The following is a 21814-nucleotide window of genomic DNA, read 5'->3' as shown; positions in this document are numbered from 1 at the left end:
TAATTATTACACTTCTTCTAATTCTTTCTCTTCTTGAGCTGCTCCCTCTTTAGGCTTCTCAATATAAGTTTTATAGATGAAGAAAGCTCCAGCTACTAAACCAATTCCCAATAAAGAATAAGCTAAAATAGGACGGGCTGCAATCCAAGCAATTGCAATTGTTACGAAACTTACGCAAACTGTCAACACACCTGCAATTAATGAAACACCAAAACCAACAATGCTTCCAATAAATGGAACAACATCTGCAAGTACTGCTAAAGGATTGAAGATCATTGAGAATGCGATAAACATCAAGATGATACCACCGATTCTACATAACCATAAAACGAAATTGTTTCCAGATTCAGCCTTTTTGATTACGCTTTTCGGAGAAACCTCACCTAAATTAACCTCATAAAGAGTTTCTCCATCACTTGTAGTGTAATTCACAAGCTTATTTCCTTGCTGCTTCGCCATTACAGTTTTTGTAACGTCATTCGGCTCATAAGAAAATGAAACTAACATATCACCTACTTTAGGATCTGAGAATGTACCCTTACCAACGAAAATTTCTGTTTCGCTTACAAGTTTAGCATACTTATTACCTTCAATGTTCGCCTCGCTCACTTTTACATCTTCTGAACGACCACCCATTAATTGAGATCCATCATAAGCACCAAAAGTAGCTTTCTTCGCATTGTAAGTAGTTGGCTTGTATAAGAATCTTTTTGGATTCTTATGTCCTTTTGCAATTTTGAAATTTTCTGAATTCTTTAAAGAACTAGACCATTCTTTTTTATAAGTATACTCTTTAGTAGTTTCTTTGCTACCTCCAAGCTTTTTCTCAGACTTTGATTTTACGTCTTCTACCCATTGGAACATTTTCACTTCTCTTCTTAAAGAGAAACCTTTCACTTCCACTTTGAACTTCTTATCCTTCAAATTTTCATCAGTATGAACTGTACCAACGACGTGCACCAACTTGCCATCGTTTTTCGGATCAATTTTATTTACATCAGCAACAACAAAAGAAGATGCACCTTCTTCCAAAGCATCAGCTCTTTTTACTGCACGACCTTCATTCCACCATAATAAATAACACGAACCGAATAATAGTACGAATCCAAATAAAATCCCAAACAATGAGTTACCAATACGCTGACCGTAAGATTCTGTTGATGTTTCAACATATCGATCTTCTCTGTCTACTGCGTCTACTTCATCTTCATAATCACTTGCGAAATGATCCTCTTCCATTGAATCTTCATCAAAAGAAGCCGCCATAGATTCTTCTTCAGCCTCTACCTCCTCTTCTACTTCTTCTTCCTCATCTGCTTGTTCTTCTTCAGCCTCTTCATCATCAGATGCCTCATTAAAAAAATCATCTTCAGCTGAAGACCCTTCATTTGTTTCTTCGTTTTCGTTGAAAAACTCTTCTTCTTCGTTATTAGTCATTTGAATATATTGTTTGAAGTTGAAAAATAATTTGCTAAAAAAAATACAAAGTTCACTTGCATTTGCTTTTACACCGACACAAACTACAATAAATTCAATAAAATAAAAAATCAGCAGTGTTACGGGTTTATAATTTTTTTTACATATATTAAGTCAGTTAAACTAATCTTCAACGAATCTTATTTTTTAAATATGAAATTCTTAGCTATTGCATTAGCATTAACTTTTTCGACTGCCATCGCAACCCCTATCGCAACAAAGTACTACATCTGTGGAACTAGTAAAGTTGCTCACATCAAAAAGGATTGCCCTGCCTTGAAAAAGTGTAAGAATAAAGTAACAGAAGTTACTTCTCTTAAATCAGGAATGTCTGTATGCAAATTTAAAAGCGGATGCAATGTTGGAGGCACTTCTCCACAGAAAAAAGCAACTACAAGTTCTTCAGCTACTAAAAAGTCATCGACAAGCAGTTCTTCAGATACAAAGAAAACATCAACAAGTAGCTCTTCACAAAAGAAAACTTCTAGTTCTTCATCTAGCAGTACTAAAAAGAAATAATTCACTACCCTCGGGTAGAATTATTTTAATTGTGAACAAAAAAGGCTGTCCTGATTTCAAAATCAAGACAGCCTTTTTTAGTAAAATTTCTTGTATAAAAAACAAGCCGGGAACGCATCGCTCAACTCCTTACCCTTGCTTGCTTCCGCACCTGGGGGATTCGGAGGAGCAAATCGACCCGACTTGCGATGCAAAGGTAAGTACATTTTTTTATTGTGCAATGGTTTTTTATTATTTTTTTCTCAAAAACTTATAAGTTAGCGCTAATTATTTAGCTTTCAATAAATTAAAGATGATTTTTTTATTGAAAAAAAATTCAAAGCTGAAAACATTATGAGAGAAGGTTTGTAATATCATCCTTGCTCAACTTCTTCATAAAGCTTTCCTCAGTGGTGATCAAAGTATCGGCCAGCTCTTTTTTACTTTGCTGTAAAGCCAAAATTTTCTCTTCTACCGTACCTCTGGTAATAAATTTATAAACCATCACCTTATTTTCCTGACCGATTCGGTGTGCCCTATCTACTGCTTGCGCTTCGATGGCTGGATTCCACCAAGGATCAAGAATGAAAACATAATCCGCCGCAGTAAGGTTCAAACCAAGACCACCTGCTTTTAAGGAAATCAAGAAGATCTGAACTTTCTTAGAGTTTTGGAACTTGTTCACCTCTTTCTTTCTGTCTTTCGTTCCCCCGTCCAGATAAGCATAATCAAAACCTTTATCGTCAAGTTCTTTCCTAAACAGTGTTAGATGCTTTACAAACTGACTAAAGACTAAAATTTTATGACCTTCTGCTGTTGCATTTTCCAGTGAGCGGATCACTTCATCAAATTTACCTGCAGAATGCTCGTATTTCTCTTCTAAGAGCACCGGGTGATTCGCTAACTGTCTTAGTTCCGTCAAACCTTTGAGAAGCATAAACTGAGACCCTTTCACTCCTGTACTTTCAATATGCTCTAGAATCTCATTTCTATACGAAGACTTGATTTCTTCATATTTTGCTTTCTGCTCAGAAGTCATATCAATATACATCACCTTCTCAATCTTCTCCGGCAATTCAGAGGCGACTTGTGATTTATGCCTGCGCATCACAAACGGCTTGATCAAGCGGTAAAGCTTTGCATATTTCTCTTCATCCTTCTTTCTTTCAATTGGATGTAAAAATTCCTTCTTAAAGAAGTTCTGTCCTCCTAAAAGCCCTTCATTCGCAAAGTTCATCTCTGACCAAAGGTCCATTGTGGTATTTTCAATTGGCGTACCTGTCAGTAACAGACGCTTTCTTGATTTCAGTTGATTGACTGATTTAGTAACAATAGACGAAGGGTTTTTGATAATCTGCGCTTCATCCAATATGATGTAATTGAAGAAGTATTGCGATAAAATATCGGCATCGATACGAGCTGTACCATATGAAGTAATCACCAAATCGTACAATCCGAACTTTTCAGGGTTCTTCTGTCTATTGGTACCTGTATAGTTTAAAATCTTCATTTTTGGTGTAAACTTCTTGGCTTCCATTTCCCAGTTATACACCAGTGAAGTAGGCATAATAAGCAAAGAAGTGCCATTTTCCGCACCTCTTTCATGCTCTAATACAGCCAAGGTCTGAACGGTTTTACCCAGACCCATATCATCTGCCAAACAGCCACCAAAATTGTACTCAGAAAGGAATCTCATCCAATTATAACCTGCTTTTTGGTAAGGTCTCAGTTTTCCTTTGAAACCTTTAGGCACATCATAATCTTCAATTTTATCAAAATCATTCAGCTTAGAAAGTCTTTCATTCAAACTCACTTTAGCTAATGATCCTTCCTTCAATTCCTGTACTAATGCCAAGTGATGTTTGTGCAATCTTGGTGTTTCAGAGTCATTATTAAGGAAATAGAAAAGCTCCTGATACTGAGAAAACCAAACATTCGGAATCACAGCAATTTCTCCATTCGGCAATTCAAACTCATGACGGCCCGAAACAATTAGCTTTCTGATAACGGTAAAAGGAATCTCAAATTCACCGAAAAGGACTTTGGTTTTAATATCAAACCAATCTCGGTCCTCTTCCACCTCTAAGTTGATGACTGATTTTCCGATAAAGTATTTCTTTTCGATTGCACCGTCCTGATCAATCAAGACATTGCTTTCCTCAAGGGCTTGAGCATTATTTGAGATCCATGAAAAGGCATCGTTTTTCGGTAAAATCACTTTCCCTTTTTTGCCAATCTCCAATCCCAACTGCATCACATTATCCCTTACCGCTTTTTCATATTTGACCTTGCGGTTCATTTTATAGAATGTAAATTCATCGTCTATATACTCTAAATTTACATGACTCTTTTTACCAATAGTACTTCCTTCTACCACACGGTCTCCATATTTGAAGACGAGGCTCAACTCCACATCATTGACTACAGGTTCACTTTCTTCCGATCCGTTGTCTGCCGTCACTATTTCTTTTAAAAGTAATGAGGCCGAAGCTTCTTCTTCCAGACGGACTATTTCAAAACCGTCTGCTTTTACTCTATAATCTTCGATCAGGTGAGTGATAAACTTTTCGTAATAGCTTGGTTCCATTTTTTTAGGAATCGCTATAAAGTTTTTAAATAAGAATGGTTTGATTTTCTTGCCATCCACTTCACCCTCGAAAGTGTAAAGCTTTCCTTCCAACAGCAACCAAGCCGGTTTGTTAGAAAGAAGCACAGCATTTTTATATTGGAACTCGACCTTTTCACCATTAAAAAACATGAAAGGCCTGTAGTTGGTATTTTCTTTATCTTTATTTCTCCAGAAACGGAAAGTAATAGATGCTTTTTCTTTCTGAACGCGGATTGTTTTGTAAGTAGGATTTCCGTCTTTTCCCATTTCAAAAACCATCTTACCCGTCAGACGGTTGAGGATTTTAATTCTTTCTTCCTCCACATAATCCAGAATTCTTTTTTGAAGCAATTCATCACCCTTCTTCTCATCAAAAGTAGATAAGAAAAACGCATTGGCCTTTTGTCGTTTTTTTCCACCAAAACGATGTGCCACAGCATCGGGCTGAATGTTGTCCATCAGGTCTATCAGTTCATAATCCTTCTCATCCAGCCTGCTCGAAAACTCATGGGCATTTCTTGCAGAAATATTCTGATGTTGAAGGGTCAACTTATTATCGTGGTTTAACTGCACCACAAAGGATTCAAATAAATAGCCTAAAAATTGATGTTCAAATAAAGAAAAAACCAATTGAAAGGGTTGGGATGTGGAAACTTTCATCTGCGCTCAGAACTCTTTTTACTAAACAATTTTTCCAATTTCTAAATCATCAAAAGTAGTATAATTAATCTTATCAACAAATCGTAAGGTTAAAAAGTAGTGCAATCCTAGTTTTTGAGACCTGCGGAAAATAATTTAAACACTTATTTTCCACAACATTGTTTCCTCTTAATTTTCAATAGGTTAAAGTCTGTTTAATCTATAATATCAGCCATAACATTCCTGTATTAGAAGCAAAATATGTTAAGAAAAATCACCATCTTTAAGTAAATTTTATTTACTAACATTAATTATGTAAACATTTGTAAGTCATTCTGCTGAATGTTAGCGATTTGAATTTTCTGCACTTAAATTTACGTTTAATCTAACGATCCAAAATTAAGATTATGTCCTCGAAATTACATACATCAATCCTTACTGTTTTGGCTATACTTATGGCTACTTATATCGTTTGGGATTTCTTTTCAGAAAGCTACGCTGATACTACTAATGAACATCAATTAATTGTAGAAGAGTTAGAAGGTCTTGGCCGACTTGAGTTATACAAAGCACATGTAAGAGATGTAGCAGAATATACTGAAGACAGTGAATATTTTGCTGATATTCCTGTTGCGAAAGATTATTTCAAATCAAAAATCCTTGCTGTTATTGGCGGTGAAATTGTAGCTTATATCAACTTAAGCGAAATTCAGGAAGATGATATTCACATTATTGACTCTACAGTTGTTGTTGATCTTCCAATGCTGAATATTGATGGAAGAGTCAATCCTAAAGAAGTCAAAGTTTATTCTTCTGAGTTTGCAAGCCCCGAGGCTATGAATCAGCTGTACATTGAAGCAGAGAAAAAACTTAAAAAGACAGGACAGGAAATGCAGCTGGAAGCAAAAGCGAAAGAAAACGCTAAACTGTACCTCGCTCCCATTCTATCTAGAATTAGCGGGCACAGAAAGGTGAAAATTAATTTTAAAGACAGTGTAAATCTGCACTACATGCGAAAATAAAAAAACACCTTCATTTCTCCTCAAAAATAGTACTATTCAAATATTTCTATTGATTTTAATAATAATATAACACTCAACTGTTGTCCACTTTTGAGGGCTATTAACATATATAATTATTAAACATTTAGCATTCTATTACATATTTAGAATCTAAACATTCTAATATTTGATTATTTTGAGAAAAAACTGTAATATACAGCAACTCATTAGTCTTTATTTTTTAACATATCAAAGACTGTCCATTTGAATCATATATCATAATCGCATTTTTTTGTTATGGGTAGAGCAACAAATTCGAATCTCCGTATTCATTTTTTCATACAACTTATTACCTCATCTTTACTTCTCATCAGTACATCCCTATCAGCTCAGAATATCCTAAGTACACACTATTCTAAGGATAATGGTCTGAAATCAGAGTACATCAAAAGTATTGCAAAAGACTCTATCGGTTATTTGTGGATGGGTACTGACAATGGCCTAGTACGCTATAATGGCTTAACCTTCAAAAGTTACGGAAGCAGCCAGCTTAACAGTAATTACATAAAACAACTTTTGCAGAAAAAGGACGGTTCATTATATGCGATTACAGACAAAGAAATTGTTCAGATATACAGCACGCCTGATGAAGTGACTTTCAAAATGTTGATGCAGACAAAAACGCCTGACGCTGATGAAGGAGATCTGTACTACGGAAAAATGCTTTATGAGGACAGAAACAATGTGCTTTGGGCTGCTGATAACTCACAAATTTTCAAACAGGCTCCTTCTGGAAAATTTGAGTTGGTGTTCAGTAATTTTGATTTAATTAATGAGGCTCAAAACAGATCATTCCAGCTTGTAGAAAATATCGATGGAGAATTGTTCGCTTTCCATCACACAGGGGCAGTTTTAAAATTTGACAAAGAGGCTAATCAGTTCTATAATCTTAATGCGAATCTAGCATTAGACAACATTCAACATGCGATTTGGTACAACGGTTCTTCTTTCCTTGTTGCTGATACAGGAAAAGGTGTTTCTCTTGTAGAAATCAAAGGAAATAAAGTAACCCGCAAACAAATTGGTCAAAGATTAGACGCTTCCTACATTCAGGAAATCGGCACTGATACTTATATGGTTTCTTGTTGGTTAAAAGGTATGTACAGACTGGAGAGTACTTATGAAGGTTTCAAACTCCACAGGGATGCTGAATTAGGTGTATACAATGGTAATGCAATGTATTACAACGACTTGGATCTTTGGTTAGCAAGAGACAACGGGGTTTCTTTATTCCAACAGCTTCCTTTTAATCAATTTGCTCAAAACATCACTACTTCGTTTATCCAAGACATTAATGGTGACGATAAGAATTTATATTTCACAGATGGAGACAACTTCTACTCGGGTAGCTTAAACTCTATCAATGAATTTAAACTTAACCATAAGATAAAAGTAAAGCCTTCAGGAAATGCTTTTTTAAATGTTTTACCAACTAAAGGAGGTGTATGGACTTCAGATGCAGAAGGTCACCTTGTTTTATGGAAAGGCAAGCAAGCAATCAAAAATTTCGACCTTTCTAATATCGGTGGAGCCATCTTTGTTATAAAACAAGACAAATACGGCAACTTATGGGTTTGTCAAGATGGTATTGCAGGTGTAATCAAGATTCAGCCTAACGGCAAAACAAAAATATATAGTGTAGAAGAAGGCGTTTCTAGTAGAGCAATCAGTATAGAAATTACAGATGCTAATGAAATCCTTTTAGGTGGTACAACCAAAGAAGGGTTAGTTTTCCAATACAATGAAGTGATTGATGGTTTTGATAACCTTACTGAAGAACTAAACTTCAAGTCGGGAGGAAACCTTCAAACTAATGATATCAGAAAGACTTCAAATGGTAATGTAATCTTAGGTACTTCGTATGGTACTTTGATTTTAAAAGATGGAAAAATCAAGCGTTTAAACCTTGGTGATTTCACATCTATCTCAAATAACGCTTTAGCCATTGACCCTTCAGAGCAACAACTTTGGATTGCAACTCCATCAGGTCTAATTCGTTACAATTTTGAACACGACGAGTACTTACGCTATACTTATAAAGATGGTCTTCCTGATGGTCAGTTAAACCACAGAGGTCTCTACATTGATGAGTTCGGTAAATTATTTATCTCTTCTACCAGAGGTATTGGTTTCGCTCCAAACTTACAGGTATTAAAAGAAACTCCGAAGCCTTTTATTGAGCAGGTGCACGTGGGTGGTGATAAGATCAGCAATGATGAAAGACCAGAAGTAGCGTCAGATTCATATTTGAGAGTTGATTTCCATATTCCTGTTTATCCAACTGAAAACGTTGCCTTGCAAAAACGTATTTTAGGTTACCCAGGATTAGATGAGTGGACCAACTTTGAAAAAGACCATGAAGGTTTATTAATTGATAAACTAGAGCCGGGATCATCTTACACATTAGAAATCAGAGGTAGAAAAACAGGTAACTTCTCATGGAGTAGACCTTTATCTTTCAGATTCTCAGTTTTTACTCCTTTCTATAAACAATGGTGGAGTTACGTAATCTATGTAGTGGGTACAATTACGATTGTCCTTATCTTCGTTCAGCTTAACATCCTTAGAAGTAGAAGAGAGCAGAAAAAACTGGAGGAACAAGTAAACCTAAGAACACAAGAGGTAGAGCAACAGTCTTCTGAATTAACAGAGAAGAACAATGAGTTGGAAAAAGCCTTCAACAGACTGAAAAGATCAGAGGCCATTCTAAACCATAACACCAAAGAACTTGAAAGAGCGAAGAGAGAGGCCGATAAAGCCGTTTCTAAGCTAAAAGATAAAAACACAGAACTTGAGGAAACTTCACGTACTATTCGTGAACAGCACCAAGAGATGAAGAGTCACAGGGAGCAAATCCTTAGACAAAACGAACTTGTAAAAGAACAAGCCCTCCTACTTTCTCAACACAACGACAAAGTGAAGAGTTCTGTAAACTATGCAAGACGAATGCAAACCGCCGTATTTGGTCAGCCTACTGAAATGGCAGAACAAATGAAAGGTATTGGTCAGCACTGGGATGGTTTTGTGTACTTGAAACCAAGAGATATTGTATCGGGTGACTTCCACTGGTATGGTGAGAAAAACGAAAACCATATCATTGTAGCGGCCGATTGTACTGGTCACGGTGTTCCGGGTGCCTTCATGTCACTGATTGGTAATGACCTTCTCAACCAAATTGTATACGAAAGAGGTATTCTTGATCCGGGTAGAATTTTGAAACTGATGAATGATATGATTCGTCAAGCCTTGAATCAAGCAGAAAATGAAAACAGCCGTGACGGTATGGATATTGCCATCTGTGTGGTTTCTCCAAAGCGTAAAACATTGACTTTTGCAGGTGCAGGCAGACCTTTATACTATATCGACAATCACAATCCTGACGAATTGAAGCGTTTGAAAGGTGGTAAGTTTGGTATTGGTGGTAAGGCTACGAAGAAGAAAGTATTTGATTCTTATTCACTGCCTTTAGAAGATATCAAAGTAATGTATATCTGTTCTGATGGTTACCAAGATCAGTTTGGTGGTCCTAATGGCCGTAAATTGATGCAGAGACCATTTAAAGAGCTTCTTTATTCTATCCATGAAAAAGAAATGGACCTTCAGGGTAAAGCATTGGATCAGTTTATGGAACAATGGATGCTTCATGGCAATCAGAAACAAATTGATGATATGTTGGTGATTGGTCTGAAACCGCACGTAATTATTGACGAGGAAAGTGAAAAAGAAATTCTACTTGTCGATGAACACGAAGCACAGAGACAATCAATCTTCTAAATCAGAATATAAAATCATTAAGAAGGAAGTTCAAAATGAGCTTCCTTTTTTTACGACTGACAAATTTCAACTAAAACCAACAATGCAAATTACCTGAAAGACAACTGAGCTAAAAGTTGCATTAAAGTTCATAAATAAATTTTTTAAGAAATTTTAAGTTATTATTTTTACATAACACATTCTAATATAACATATCACATTCTATAAATGCCCTACTTCATTATTTTGCTATTTATGTTATTCTCAAATAACTTATTTGCCCAATCTCAGCAAGTCGATACTTCCTACAAAACAATTTACCTTATTGAAGATGAAGGGCTATTAGACAAGTATGACGCTGAGGAAAGAAATGTGATCACATTGACTCATCCACTAGAGGAATGGCACTTCTTCTTTGAAAAAAATAAACTTATCGCTTTTGAATGCATTCAAAAAAACTTCCTGTTCGAAGAGGTTTTTGAAGTGAGACCCAACATCTATGAAGACAAGAGTGGCTTTTACAAACTCTACACTCAAATCAAAAAGCCAAATGAAATTTCCATCACAATAGAGTCTAAAAACAACCTTACAGACCTGTATTTCCACGAAAATAATAATGAAGAAGCAACATTTTACTTTAAAAAAATGGTAGTTAATAAAAGTAAATTGTAAATTACAACAACATTCAGTTAAACAAACATTATCAATCTAACTAAAGTGTTGTACGATGCATCACTTTTTACATAACTCTCATTATTATGAAATACATTTTTTCGAAAACACTTCTAGCTCTTGCTTTTTGTGCTCTCTTCACAGTGCAATCCAATGCACAAGGCTGTGCCGATGCCGGATTATGTAGTATTGGTCCTATGAAAAGCAGTGAATTCTTTAATGATACTCCTACTCATGGCGAGCTCCGCTTCAGACCTTCTTATGGTCTAGGGGAGAAACAGGTCCATGTGATTGGTTTACAATTAGAAGGAGATTATAATATTAAAGATGCCGTTTATTTCCAATTCCAATTGCCTTATATCATTTCTACGGGTGATCTTGGTAATGCCAGTGGTTTAGGCGATTTGACTTTATCACTATCAGTTCCTGTTTACAAAGGAGACCAAGTGACGACGACTATTTTTGGTGGTACTAAAATTCCTTTCCAAGACGGTAATGCAATGCATAATGGCAATCCACTTCCTATGGCTTATCAACCAAGTTTGGGTACATACGATATTTTAGGGGGAGTTGCGGTAAGATACAATCAATTTTTATTCTCAGCAGGATACCAACAGCCATTAACTCAAAATGAGAATACTTTTGTGGAAACAGGAGCTGATCCTGATAACGAATCATGGACAACGAATCAATTTGAAAGACAAGCCGATTTAGCCATCAGAGCTGAGTACTCAAAAGAGAACCCAGAAAAAATCAACTGGAAAGCCGGTTTACTCGGAATTGTTCATATGGGAAATGATACTTATGTAGATCCTGAAGATAATATACGCAAAGAGATTGATGGATCAAGCGGTCTTACCTTAAACTTAACTGGAGGTCTTTCGAAAAGTTGGGGAGAATATACTTTAGGTGCTGACCTTGGTTTTCCTGTAATGGCAAGAACTGCTCGTCCCGATGGTCTTACAAGAACATTAGTAATTGGTTTTTACGGTGGTTGGAAATTCTAAATCACTGACTCAATAAATCTTATTCTAAAGCTTTCTATATACTTCAATGGTATGGAAAGCTTTTTTATTAAGTAATCTTTAACGCTCAGTTCATCCTATCAGAGGGGTTCATTAAGGCTATTTTACCATTAAATGAACTATCAAAAAAAGGTGCTTTTCTCTTAAAGTTAAGTAGTATATTCATAGTGTTGAAACCCAATTAAATTGAAACTATGAGTTTAGTAAATCAACAACAGTACCTTTGGGAAGGTGGTTTGGAGCGTGCAGAATCGAAAGATATGAGCTTTCAAATCACACTCTATTACAATGATGAGTCAGAAGAAACATTTTTCGAGTCTTCCTCAACTGATCTTACTGAAGATGAAAAGTATCATGAAAAACTATTACACCTTGAAGATGTGATTGATTTCTATATTGAATTGGACGGAATCATCGCTTAAAGAAATTATAACTTCCTGAGAAAGTGAATTTCAAATTTATTTTACAGGATGCTTTATAATCCAAAGACTATTTACTCTGATGCGATTAGCCCTTTCTATGATGTAGAAAGGGCTATTTTATTTAAGAGTATGTTTGGAGCTTCTTTTAATCAGCCAGTGATAATGTTTCACCATCCACCTCAGAAGATATTATATACTGATTCGCTTTCCACTTATACTTACTGTAATAGGCTTCCGCAAGCATTTTCATTCCATAAAGCATTTCTTCTTTAGGATAAGCCACTGAAACCATCTTCATTAATGTCCTGTTTTCTGAACTGTGGGAGTATTGGAAAAGTACCCACAGCCCTGTCTCGTCCATTTTTTTCAAGGCTTCCGTCATTCCGTATTCATCATATAATTTATCTTGAAAAAACTGTCCTTTTACTGAAACTAGCTTTCCAGCTTTTACTCTTCTATTGTACAACTCCTCCTCTCCTAATGCATAAATATAAGCCTGCATTAATACCACATCATTATAATCAATGCCGTTGCTTTCTGATACCATTACTGAGTTTCCTCTAAACGGAATATATTTCTTTACCCATTCCAAATGCTCCCAACTGGCAAAAATCTCAGGATCTGCTTGTGTTAAAGAGTCAATCATTTCCATATAATGCAGTCTTTTGAATGATAGGCCTTAAAGAACGGATTTGAGGAAATTCTGTTGACATTTTTAAAATATTCCCCTTTAAAACCAAAATGTTGCTGAAGCGGAATATCTTCATATTCATCACTTTGGTGCAGTGTAAGCCAATATTTCATTGCCGACTCTGGAAAAGGCACAGTCACATAAATATCCACATTAGCATGTTGTTTATCCACTTTCGACATTCTATAGGCCAATGAATTGGCTAGTTCTGGCAATACATTCGCATAAAGTTTTTTAAGCAAGGATGCTGAATCAAGCAAGTTTTGCTTTCTGATGACAATAGACTGAGAATTATAGATCGACTCTAAATCTGAATCATCAAATCCTGGAACTTTCACTGGCTTAGGAGCATGGAAAGGAACAGCATCAAGAAAAACGGGCATCGTTCCCTGTTTGGCAACTATTTCTTTAATGATAAATGAGTTGATATTAGAAATCCTCACACAACCTCCGGAAAGTGCAAAACCCAACTGATCCACACGGTTGGAACCATGAATATATAACTGTCTTTTTCCTGAATTACTGTTGTCAATATAGCATACTTCCTCGGGAGATTTCTTTAAATATTGAGGTGCGGCAAGATCTACATATTCAGAACCGAAGTTCTGTCCAATCAAACCAAACTGATTACTGCAGATATACGCTTTTTCAATTTTAGTATTTTTTCTGTAGATGTACATTGCCTCTCCATCATAAGCCTGACGGTGAAGTTGGTAAAATATATGCTTAGGATCAGTCGTAATCGTTCTGGACTGCCATCCTTTTTGATGATAATCTTGATATACTAAAAAATAACCCAATGGCGTCTGTCCTGAATCATTCTCAAACCCAACTCCCTTCCATGCCGAAGAGATATCAATCTCCACTAATTCCCCATTCGCCATATTAATGATATACCCTTTCTGTCCTCCTACATTTTTCTTCGCAATATTTCCTACAAAAGCATACCCTGACTGAATCTCCTTAGTTTTTCTCAAATAAAGAAATGCCTTTTGGAGTTTCTGATGCACAAATGCGTAATATTTTGGGTCTGACTTTTTAGACAATACGCGCATACCGCATTTAGAGTCAGCGTTCAGCATTTCCTTTTGGTGTTCTGTTAGTTCAGGATATTGCTCCAATAGCTGATTCAGAAACTTTTGAGTAAGTTCTCCCAAACTGACTGGCATCAGTTCTTTTGCTTCTTCCAACTGTTGAATGGCAGGAATTGTATACACTTCCTCTTTTATACTTGCAGGCACACTTCCTCTTGAACTCACATAAACTGCCTTTCCTGTTAAATTTCTCCAGTTAAAATCCTCTGAAGAAAAAGCTGTCAGATCATCTGTTTTCTTTTGTGATTGCTGAGTGGCACACGAAAAAAATAAAAGTATTAAGGTGCCTAAAATAACTCTATTGCGATGTGTTATCATAAGAGAAATGAATATAGAGATTGAAGAAGGATTTTATATTAAAGACAAAAAATTCTAAGGTGTAGTTCTTTCACCCACCTTAGAATTTTTCTTTTGTAACTAGTCTACCCAATGCAAAACGTTCCGGATTACACTCCAGTGTTTGTCTGTACTTGTAGGATCTTCACCTAAGATCCAGTAATCATAAAAACGCTGTATTGTTCCATCTTTGCGGTTGACCTCGATCCAATCAGAAACAAAGTTGGCCATGTTTTCATCATTATTGCCTACCGGATAAGCAAGAGGCAGAGTGATACTGTAAGGCATTGGATTTGCAATCTGGAACTCCGGGTGCAAGAGCGTCAAAGCGGCTCCTCTTTCTGCACTTGTTAGCAAACCACTCAGCGGAATACTGTCAGGTTGATTATCGAAGAATTCATCAACAGAATCTAAACGTACTGCTTTGGCGTTCGGGAAATATTTTAAAAACTTCTCTGCAACATCACGTCTTTCAAAATAACCAATATTGAAAGAATCTAATGCCGCTGTTTTCTCAAAAGTCTTGAATTGATCTGCGTGATCTCCCACTACAAGTGCCATTGTCACATCAATGTACGGTTTTGAGAAAGCTAATTCTGCAGAGTATTTACTTGACATAAAAATATCTGACATGACAATATCAAAATTATCATTTTTCAGCTCTTCCGGCATATTCCCTACTGTAATAGGTACAAACTCAATTTCAGCATCAAGCACAGAGCCTAAAACGTGTGCCATATCGATACCGAAACCTACTAACTCTCCTTTTGCATTGAAATAACTGAATGGAATTTCGTTTTCATAGAAACCAACTCTTATAATTCCTCTTCTCTTTATTCTATCCAAAATACCTTCTCCTGCTTTTAATGGAACTGGATTAGGTGATGCTTCAGGCAATACTTTAAAAGGTACTAATTGATGTACCAACTGCATATTGGCTATTACTTTATCATTTTGATATACATCTTTTAGAGAATAAGCTAAGAAGTAACGGAGTGGAATAAGTGTTCCTATAAACAAACCTACAGAAACGGTAATCAGCATCGATATTTTACGTTTCTTGATCTTGAAAAAGCCATGAGATGTGCCTAATGTAAGGATTGTAAGCGTAATCAAGTGCATGGCTCCCAGCACTACCCTCACCCTGTCTGTAAATACCGTAGAAACAACAAAAAGTTGAAACATATCTTTCGGTATTTTTAAAATGTCAAGCATAAACGGAATACCTGTCACAGGTGCCACAAAACTACTCAGCAAGGTAGCTCCCACAAACATTGGGTAATCTTGAAAAGTGATACTATTACCTACAAACCAAGCAGCGAAGGGTACGAAAACAAAAATTACCAATGTCCCCAAATTAGGAAATGGATAAGCTAAGGGCATCAAAATATCAGTACCAGCATTATTTTCATCATTTCCTAAGTCGTATTCCTTATATAATTCCTTCAAATCCTCAATCAATTGAGGAAGCACTACAATGATTTTACCCGTGGCAAAAATGGTAATCAGCGTGGCTTTGGTAAACTTGAAAATATCTTTGTATTTGAAAGGAGTACAGGCGGAAATCAACATAGGCAACACCCAAAATACCATAATAAGCACTGCAACAATATAGGTAAGCAGATAGGCCTGCATTTTCCCTAATTCGTCTAATGTCATCGTTCCTGCTGTACTTGCCGCAATAGCGAAAACACCTGCAGGCGTAAGCTTCACTACCAGTTTGTTCACTTGGTTTAATGCTTTATTAAAGGCATCCAAGCTATTTAGTAAAAGATCCTTGTCCTTTCCGTTGATTTGCATCACACCAATGCCGACTAAAATAGAAAACAACACTACTGCCGGCACTTTACTTTCTGCTAGTGAGAAAAAGGGATTGGAAGGAATATATAATTTCAGGAAATCAATTTCAGGTGGAGGGGTAATAAAACTTGTACTGAAAAAATTAGCGGACTTCCATTCAGGAAAAGCAAAGGGAAGAATTAACACAACGCCAATACCAATCGCTAGTAATAATGCTAAAGTTCGAATACCATTAATGATTAGTTTACGTCCTTCCTCTAAAGAAAGACGTCCTATATTGACGATCAATGAGAATACAATATAAGGCAGTACAGTCATCTGCAACAGCCCAATAAATGCATCACCAAAAATTCCAAGATGTTCACAGTATTCCCCGAAAAACAAACCAACACTAATGCCTAAAAACAGGCCTATTAGAATTTTGGTTGATAATGTCATTGGTTTCTTTTCCTTTGAAGTTTTGGATGGATTAGACATATAGTTTTTTGTAGTAAGTAAAAAAGGATTGTTCATCCTAATATAAATAAAGGCTGCTCCTATTCCTAAAAATTGGAGCAACCTTCTATTTATTTTAAACCTTTTACGTCTATTATATAAAAACCTAATGCTTAGACTTAAGCCTCTTCTTCTATTCGTTCCATGATTACTGCACAAGAAGCATCGCCTGTGATATTCACGGCTGTTCTGAACATATCAAAGATTCTATCCACACCAAAAATCAACGGCAAGGCTTCTACCGGAATTCCAACTGCCATCAATACAGCTACTGACAATAAAGTCGGTCCTGGTACCCCTGCTGTTCCTACTGCTCCTAATACGGATGTAATAGCAATGGCAATATAATCTCCAAATCCAAGTTCCATTCCATACATCTGTGCAAAGAAAATAGCTACCATAGGGTTGAAAACTGCATTTCCGGCCATATTAACTGTGGCACCTAGAGGCAATACAAATGATGATACCGAACGTTTTACCTTCATGTTGTCACAAGCTTCATAATTTAAAGGCAACGTTGCCAATGATGAAGCGGATGAAATAGCAAAAATCTGAGGAGTGATCATTTCTTTTATAAATTTCAAACCTGAAACCTTTCCAAACAATTGTACTAGTCCTCCGAACACTGGGAATGCAACAATCAAAAGTGCCACCATATATAAAATAAACAGATTGCCAATGTTGAACAATACATCATAACCAAACGTACCGACAGCATCTGCCATTAAACTCATCACACCAAACGGAGCCAACCACATTACTTTGATGATCATCCATGTCAAAACATCATTCACACCCTCAATAAACTTACTTACTACTTCTCTTTTATCTTCAGAAAGTTTACCGATTCCAACTCCAAAAAATAATGAGAACAATATGATTTGCAATACGCTTCCTTCGGTTAAGGATTTGAAAGGGTTGGAAGGAATTGCTCCCAATACAGTGTCCCAAAAACCAGCTACCTCACCTTTTTCTGCAAGGCTGGCATCCATCATTCCATTGGCTAGAATGGAGAGATCAAGTCCTTTGCCTGGTTCAAACAATACAGGTAAAAGAATACCAAAGAAAACCGCGATAAAGGAAGTTGCACCAAAATAAACAAAAGTGAGTGTACCTATTTTTCCTGCGTTCTTTGATTTCCCTAATGCCTGAGCACCCATAATGATGGAAAAGAACACCAAAGGAACTACAAGCATAGACAATAGCTTGATAAATATTTTTCCGACAGGAGCAATTACTGATACTGCTGGACCGAATTCAATGCCCAATAGTACCCCTAGAATCATGGCAATGAGAATGGCAATACCAAGATCTATTTTAAAAAACTTCATGTTTAGTGATTAGTATATGTAAATAAATGTGTTTCGAAAGTTAATAGATTAACCTCAAACTTTTAGTAATGTGTTTGTTATTGCATTTAAATGCATAAAAAAAACCCTATCACGTTACCGTCATAGGGTCTAAATTTCAATAGGCCTTTCCTTACACTCTTAAACTATTTCTTAAAGTTATAAGTATACTTAGTGTCTGTTTCTAATGGTCTTGCTGAAGAAGCAGCCTCAGTATGAGTATAAGTTAATACTACTTCTGTTGCAGTTCCATTAATTACAGGAGGTGTATCCCAATCTAAGGCTAAGAAGCTTGTAAGTGTATACTCTTTGTTTTCAAAACCTGTAGGCATTGGCCAGCTTGTGTCATAACCTGAAACAGTTACTGTAGATGCATCAGTAGAGATGCTTGCAGTTAATTTGAATTCAGATGTAACTACCGCTGGTTCAGTAGCGTCAGGATCTGCAGAGAATACAATTACAACTGGATCTGTTCCTGTTCCTGGATCTGGATCATCAGAACCACAACTAGATACAAATGTCATTAAGCCAATTAGCGAAATTAAATAAATTGCATTTTTCCAAATGTTTTTCATTACAATAGATTTTTAAGTTTTAGAATGTAATAGAGACAATTGAAATAAGGAGACCGACATAGCAAATATAACATAATAAATTATTATTTATAATTTTCCATGAATATTTTCTCCTCGCAGAATTCATACTCATAAGGCTGATTACTACAGATTAAAGTGATTTTTCCTTTACTGCAGAGGGGCAACCAATGCTGATACCAAGCTATATTTTTATGATCTAAATTACTTGTAGGTTCATCGAGCATCAGGATAGATGCTTCTGAAAAAAAAGCTAAAGCTAACTTTAGTTTCTGCTTCATTCCTGAAGAAAAAGCTTGTATTTGTTTATTGGCCGCATTCTTAAAACCTAAAATCTCTATGATTTCTTCATTTGATTTAGTCAGTGGTTTCAAACGTCTATGGAAATTCAAATGTTCCGCTAAAGTATATTCTTCCACCAGTTCTGTATAAGGCCCTGCCAATACAATTTCTTTCCATACTTCATCCACAGGAATCTCTTTATCGTTCTTCCTGTAGGTTATTTTTCCTTTAGAAGGGTCATTAATACCTGATAGAATTTTTAATAAAGTGGACTTTCCACTACCGTTACCTCCTACAATAGCGTAAGCTTGATCACTTTTCAGTGTGTAATCAATTCCTTTGAAAATCCATTCTCTACTGAACTTCTTGCTCAATTGTTCTACTATTATCTCCATTCTGTTTATGTATTAATGCAGGCAAATATACATTAGATTCTGTTTCCTGTAAACATCCGTAAATACTATTTCCACACAGACACCACTGCTTATTATTTTTTAGGTTTTGTTGAGATGAAAGCAGAACAAAACAAAAAGCCATTTCTTTATCTTAAAATGAAAAAATGGCCTCTTAAATATAGCTTTATGAAGAGAGGGTTTAGTACCCTTTAATAATTCCTCTTTCTGATTTCTTAAGGAATTCCAAAATAATATCGCGTTCTTCAGATTCCTCAATTTCTTCTTCGATCTGACGGATAGCTTCTGTCATTGTGAAGCCCCTTGTATAGATCATTCTATACATTTCGTGTACCTCTTGCAAGGTATCTCCTTCAAATCCTCTTCTTCTCAACCCTACTGAGTTAATACCACAGTAGCTCAATGGCTCTCTTGCTGCTTTTACAAATGGAGGAACATCTTTTCTTACCAAAGATCCTCCACCAATAAATGCGTGCTGACCAATTTTCACAAACTGATGAACAGCCGCAGTACCAGCAATAATCACATGATCATCAATCTCCACGTGACCTGCAATTTGAGTTGCATTGGATAAAATACAGTGATCACCCATAATTACATCATGAGCAATGTGAACATAGGCCATCAACATACAGTTGCTTCCTACCACCGTTTTCATCTTGTCTGTCGTACCTCTACTTACTGTTACACACTCTCTCAACGTAGTGTTATCACCAATATAAGTAAGAGTTTCCTCCCCTTTGAACTTTAAATCTTGAGGTATACCTGAAATTACTGCACCGGGAAAAACTTTTACGTTTTTTCCAATTCGGGCTCCATCCATGATTACGGCATTTGGCCCAATCCAAGTCCCTTCTCCAATCTCTACATTGCCTTGAATAGTTGCAAAAGGCTCCACCACCACACCTTCAGCTATCTTAGCATCCGGGTGGATATTTGTCATTGGATATTTTTCAGTATAAGGATTTTTAGTCATCTTCTAATTGTGGTGATAATATCAGTGTATTCCTACAAATATTACCTCGATTTTTTAACATTAAGACTTCTGACAAGAAAACTTTTTGTCATAGGATGCAAATATATCGAATAAAAAGATGAGTTGAAAGTAAGTGTACTCTCAACTCATTTTCTCAATATTTATGCATTATCTTTTTTTACCAGACTTGCCGTCATGATTGCTTCAGTCACAAGCTTATCACCTACATAAGCTTGACCTTTCATTTTCGCAATTCCTCTACGGATTGGCATTAATAATTCACATTTGATTACCAATGTATCACCAGGCATTACCATTTTACGGAACTTACACTCTTCTACACCTACAAAGTAAGTCCAGTAGTTTGCAGGATTGTCCACAGTATTAAGTACTAAAATACCACCTGTTTGTCCCATTGCTTCAATCTGCAATACACCTGGCATTACAGGGTTGCTTGGGAAGTGACCTTGGAAGAATGGCTCATTGATCGTTACATTTTTCACACCAATCACATAGTTATCTGTGATTTCTGTGATTTTATCCACTAATCTGAATGGGTAACGGTGAGGCAACATTTCCTCAATTTGATTGATATCATAAATTGGAGGAAGTGCAGGATCATAAGAAGGTACGTTTTTACGTGCCGACTTCAACATCAAGCTCTTCAATTTACGAGCAAATGCTACGTTAGCAGCGTGACCAGGTCTTGCAGCAAGGATCTGTCCTTTGATTGGTCTGCCCACTAATGCTAAGTCACCTACCATGTCTAATAATTTATGACGTGCAGGCTCGTTAGGGTGACGTAATTGTACGTTGTTCAAAATGCCTTCTTCAGCAACTTCTACTGACGGCAATTCAAATAACTCCGCTAATTCGTCTAAGATTTCTGGAGAAACAACTTGGTCAACAACAACAATTGCGTTGTTAAAGTTTCCTCCTTTGATAAGGTTTGCTTTGCGCAATGCTTCCACTTCGTGTAAGAAACAGAATGTTCTTGAAGAAGCAATCTCTGAAGCAAAGTCCTCAATATTATTTAATGCAGCGTGTTGGCTACCTAATACTGGAGAATTATAGTCCACCATTACAGTAAGTCTATAATCATTCAATGGCAACGCTGCGATTTCTACTTTACGATCATCCTCTTTGTAGAATACCCCTTCAGGTACTTCAAAGAAGTTTCTCAACATAGATTGTTCCTCTACACCAACTTCCATTAATGCTTCAACAAACTTGATAGAGCTACCTTCCATGATTGGAGGTTCAGGACCGTCAATTTCAATTAAAACATTATCAATCTGCAAACCTACTAATGCAGCCAATACGTGCTCAACAGTATTTACTCTTGCGCCGTCCTGCTCGATTGTTGTACCTCTTGAAACGTCTACTACGTTATCAACATCACAATCCACGATAGGTTTACCTTCAATATCTACTCTTTGGAACTTAAATCCATGATTTTCAGGAGCCGGATTAAAAACCATCTTACTGATTGCTCCTGTATGAATACCAACGCCTTCTACAGTCACCGGCGCTTTTATAGTATGCTGTTTTGTATACATCATAAAATAGAAGTGGCAATTAAGATTGCCTAACTACTTGGTTAATTTCTAATATAATAGCGGTTGTGTATA

At 36.3% G+C, this 21814-nt stretch carries 16 protein-coding genes and 1 other RNA gene; 6 read left to right on the top strand and 11 right to left on the bottom strand.

What is annotated here, in order from left to right; genetic code table 11:
* Positions 1 to 6: 6 nt before the first annotated feature.
* Positions 7 to 1437: a TMEM43 family protein gene (locus tag HHU12_RS17415; protein ID WP_169658015.1), complete on the bottom strand. Its 1431-nt coding sequence runs from the start codon at positions 1435 to 1437 to the stop codon at positions 7 to 9.
* A 192-nt stretch (positions 1438 to 1629) separates the two neighbouring features.
* On the opposite strand from HHU12_RS17415, the gene HHU12_RS17410 reads away from it, so the two are divergent.
* Positions 1630 to 1995 (top strand): hypothetical protein, encoded by a 366-nt coding sequence (locus HHU12_RS17410; RefSeq protein WP_169658014.1) that lies wholly within the window; start codon positions 1630 to 1632, stop codon positions 1993 to 1995.
* A 97-nt stretch (positions 1996 to 2092) separates the two neighbouring features.
* On the opposite strand, the gene ffs is transcribed toward HHU12_RS17410, so the two are convergent.
* Positions 2093 to 2183: signal recognition particle sRNA small type (gene ffs, locus HHU12_RS17405), an RNA gene on the bottom strand.
* A gap of 143 nt (positions 2184 to 2326) precedes the next feature.
* Entirely contained in the window at positions 2327 to 5242 is a 2916-nt protein-coding gene (locus HHU12_RS17400) for a DEAD/DEAH box helicase (RefSeq protein WP_169658013.1), read from the bottom strand.
* Between the two features lie 386 nt (positions 5243 to 5628).
* Here HHU12_RS17400 and HHU12_RS17395 point away from each other — a divergent pair, with 386 nt between their 5' ends.
* The 5 genes from HHU12_RS17395 to HHU12_RS17375 all read left to right on the top strand — a co-directional run bounded on the left by HHU12_RS17395 (position 5629) and on the right by HHU12_RS17375 (position 12154).
* Positions 5629 to 6243: a DUF4230 domain-containing protein gene (locus HHU12_RS17395; RefSeq protein ID WP_169658012.1), complete on the top strand. Its 615-nt coding sequence runs from the start codon at positions 5629 to 5631 to the stop codon at positions 6241 to 6243.
* Between the two features lie 276 nt (positions 6244 to 6519).
* On the top strand, positions 6520 to 10056 hold the full coding sequence (locus HHU12_RS17390) for a SpoIIE family protein phosphatase (RefSeq protein ID WP_169658011.1): 3537 nt from the start codon (positions 6520 to 6522) through the stop codon (positions 10054 to 10056).
* 234 nt (positions 10057 to 10290) lie between these two features.
* Positions 10291 to 10707: a hypothetical protein gene (locus HHU12_RS17385; RefSeq protein WP_169658010.1), complete on the top strand. Its 417-nt coding sequence runs from the start codon at positions 10291 to 10293 to the stop codon at positions 10705 to 10707.
* Positions 10708 to 10793: 86 nt separating this feature from the next.
* Positions 10794 to 11714 carry a hypothetical protein gene (locus tag HHU12_RS17380; protein WP_169658009.1) on the top strand — a complete coding sequence of 307 codons (921 nt, stop codon included), beginning with the start codon at positions 10794 to 10796 and terminating at the stop codon, positions 11712 to 11714.
* Between the two features lie 212 nt (positions 11715 to 11926).
* Entirely contained in the window at positions 11927 to 12154 is a 228-nt protein-coding gene (locus HHU12_RS17375; protein ID WP_169658008.1) for a hypothetical protein, read from the top strand.
* Between the two features lie 145 nt (positions 12155 to 12299).
* On the opposite strand, the gene HHU12_RS17370 is transcribed toward HHU12_RS17375, so the two are convergent.
* From HHU12_RS17370 to HHU12_RS17335, 8 genes are all read right to left on the bottom strand, one after another.
* Complete coding sequence (locus HHU12_RS17370) at positions 12300 to 12800, bottom strand: PD-(D/E)XK nuclease family protein (RefSeq protein WP_169658007.1); 501 nt, start codon at positions 12798 to 12800, stop codon at positions 12300 to 12302.
* The gene (locus HHU12_RS17365; protein ID WP_169658006.1) at positions 12797 to 14257 is read right to left on the bottom strand and encodes a L,D-transpeptidase; all 1461 of its coding nucleotides are present in this window, start codon (positions 14255 to 14257) and stop codon (positions 12797 to 12799) included. The genes HHU12_RS17370 and HHU12_RS17365 overlap by 4 nt, the downstream gene beginning before the upstream one ends.
* Before the next feature lie 99 nt (positions 14258 to 14356).
* Positions 14357 to 16552 carry a cation:dicarboxylate symporter family transporter gene (locus HHU12_RS17360; protein ID WP_205959913.1) on the bottom strand — a complete coding sequence of 732 codons (2196 nt, stop codon included), beginning with the start codon at positions 16550 to 16552 and terminating at the stop codon, positions 14357 to 14359.
* A gap of 137 nt (positions 16553 to 16689) precedes the next feature.
* Entirely contained in the window at positions 16690 to 17901 is a 1212-nt protein-coding gene (locus HHU12_RS17355; RefSeq protein WP_169658004.1) for a dicarboxylate/amino acid:cation symporter, read from the bottom strand.
* Between the two features lie 164 nt (positions 17902 to 18065).
* Positions 18066 to 18494 (bottom strand): hypothetical protein, encoded by a 429-nt coding sequence (locus tag HHU12_RS17350; protein WP_169658003.1) that lies wholly within the window; start codon positions 18492 to 18494, stop codon positions 18066 to 18068.
* Positions 18495 to 18577: 83 nt separating this feature from the next.
* Complete coding sequence (locus HHU12_RS17345) at positions 18578 to 19189, bottom strand: ABC transporter ATP-binding protein (RefSeq protein ID WP_169658002.1); 612 nt, start codon at positions 19187 to 19189, stop codon at positions 18578 to 18580.
* Between the two features lie 199 nt (positions 19190 to 19388).
* On the bottom strand, positions 19389 to 20183 hold the full coding sequence (gene lpxA / locus HHU12_RS17340) for an acyl-ACP--UDP-N-acetylglucosamine O-acyltransferase (RefSeq protein WP_169658001.1): 795 nt from the start codon (positions 20181 to 20183) through the stop codon (positions 19389 to 19391).
* A 161-nt stretch (positions 20184 to 20344) separates the two neighbouring features.
* Positions 20345 to 21742 carry a bifunctional UDP-3-O-[3-hydroxymyristoyl] N-acetylglucosamine deacetylase/3-hydroxyacyl-ACP dehydratase gene (locus HHU12_RS17335; RefSeq protein ID WP_169658024.1) on the bottom strand — a complete coding sequence of 466 codons (1398 nt, stop codon included), beginning with the start codon at positions 21740 to 21742 and terminating at the stop codon, positions 20345 to 20347.
* Positions 21743 to 21814: the final 72 nt, after the last annotated feature.

Origin of the sequence: Flammeovirga aprica JL-4 (assembly GCF_012844305.1) — a bacterium.
In the GTDB taxonomy this organism is placed as follows: domain Bacteria; phylum Bacteroidota; class Bacteroidia; order Cytophagales; family Flammeovirgaceae; genus Flammeovirga; species Flammeovirga aprica.
The sequence above is the reverse complement of the archived record's forward strand: the minus strand, read 5'-3'. Positions and strand labels throughout refer to the sequence as shown.